Annotated in this window: 2 protein-coding genes; both read right to left on the bottom strand. The window is 42.8% G+C overall.

Annotation, left to right across the window (positions count from 1 at the left end):
* The coding region (locus tag AND4_RS18880; RefSeq protein WP_001899339.1) for an uL13 family ribosomal protein at positions 1-145 on the bottom strand (145 nt) is incomplete at its 3' end.
* Positions 146-396: 251 nt separating this feature from the next.
* A complete protein-coding gene (gene zapE / locus AND4_RS18875; RefSeq protein WP_043991934.1) occupies positions 397-1500 on the bottom strand; it encodes a cell division protein ZapE in 1104 nt (367 codons plus the stop codon).
* Positions 1501-1728 lie beyond the last annotated feature (228 nt).

The following is a 1728-nucleotide window of genomic DNA, read 5'->3' as shown; positions in this document are numbered from 1 at the left end:
CAACGTGAGGAGTGTATTCAGCTTTGTGTTTGCCACGTAGGCGAGATGCAATTTCACTTGCTAGACGGCCAAGAGTTTTGCCCTCTGCGTCTACAACGTACCAGTCGCGTTTTACAGTTTCTGGTTTAGCAACGAAAGTTTTCATGCTAATAATAACCCGTTAATTAAAATTTAAACTTTAAGGAACACCAAAATAGTGCTCCCACACTGTCTAAGAGCCCAGTCATCACCCCTTCGAGTCGTTGGTACTCTCGACCCTCTAAGTCGAAATAACTTCAACAATCAGGTCTGCAGTAACGGTGGGTCGCAGGATTATAGAGAAGAGCGAAGAAAAAATCACCTTTTTTTGCGTTAAATCACGATTTTTTCTTCACTCACCTAAGATGAGTTGCTGTTTTACGCCCGATGCTCTCTCGCAAGGTATTCATGGCTCTGCATCTCAGTCAATCGAGACAAACAACGTTTAAACTCAAACTCCAGCTGTCCTTGCGTATACAAGGACTCCATTGCCACTTCTGAAGAAATAATCAATTTAACGTTGCGTTCATAAAACTCATCCACCAGCGCAATAAAACGTCTCGCCGCATCATCTATTTTTCGTCCCATCTGCTTTACATCTGCAAGTAACACCGTGTGGTAGATTCGGGATAATTCAATGTAATCATTCTGACTGCGTGGCGTTTGGCAAAGTTGTTCAAAAGAAGCATGCAGCACGCCATCACTGGCTTCAATGACCGCGACTTCACGATGGTTGATTTCAATACTGCTCACCGCAACCTTTCTTTCACCTATCAGTTGAAGGTAATACTTATTAAGATTGACGGAAGCCTGCTCATCCAAAGGGTAATGATAAATTTCTGCTTGTTGTAGAGTGCGTAATCGATAATCGACACCACTATCAACATTGAGCACATCACAGCGCTGGATAATCATATTTATTGCTGGTAGAAAACGGGCTCGTTGCAAACCATTACGGTACAGGTTTTCTGGTTCAATATTCGACGTTGCGACTAAAATCATTTGGCGCTTAAACATCTCTTGCAGCAAAGTCGCCAAGATCATCGCATCGGTAATATCCGAAACAAAGAATTCGTCAAAACAGACGATATCCGCTTCTTTTTTGAATAAATCAGCAACGTTGGACAACGGGTTTTCAACCTCACCGAGACGCTTGAGTTCATCGTGAACACGATACATAAAACGGTGAAAGTGCACCCGCATCTTTCTTTCCGTCGGCAAGGTGTCAAAGAAGGCATCCATTAAATAGGTTTTACCGCGCCCCACTCCCCCCCAAAAATATAACCCTTTTGGCGGCTGCGGAATGTCTGGTTTTTTACCGAGTAATTTCTGCCAAGTGCTAAGCTGTGGAGTAGGCGCAGACTGAAACTCTGTTGTGGCATAGTAAAGTTTATCTAAAGCAACGACAGCGTTATATTGGGCTTCATCATGCTGGAATCCATGCTCTGCTATGTCTTGTTGATATCGTTGTAATGGTGTCATGGCATTAAATCGTGTCAGAGGTGCTGAAACATTTGTCATTTGGGGTCAACTTTGAGAATAAAGATAAATGGATATCAGTACCTCAAAGACACACCGCTATTTTTCTTTATCGGCTGCCCGACCCATAGTAACATGGACGAACACAGCGTGTAACTAAGTAGTAAAACACTTGTTAAAACAACTATAAGGAGCAGTTATGCCTTGGATTTATGCCATTGTGGGTTTGCT

It is taken from the genome of Vibrio sp. AND4, assembly GCF_000171815.1.
Taxonomy (GTDB): Bacteria; Pseudomonadota; Gammaproteobacteria; order Enterobacterales; family Vibrionaceae; genus Vibrio.
The sequence above is the reverse complement of the archived record's forward strand: the minus strand, read 5'-3'. Positions and strand labels throughout refer to the sequence as shown.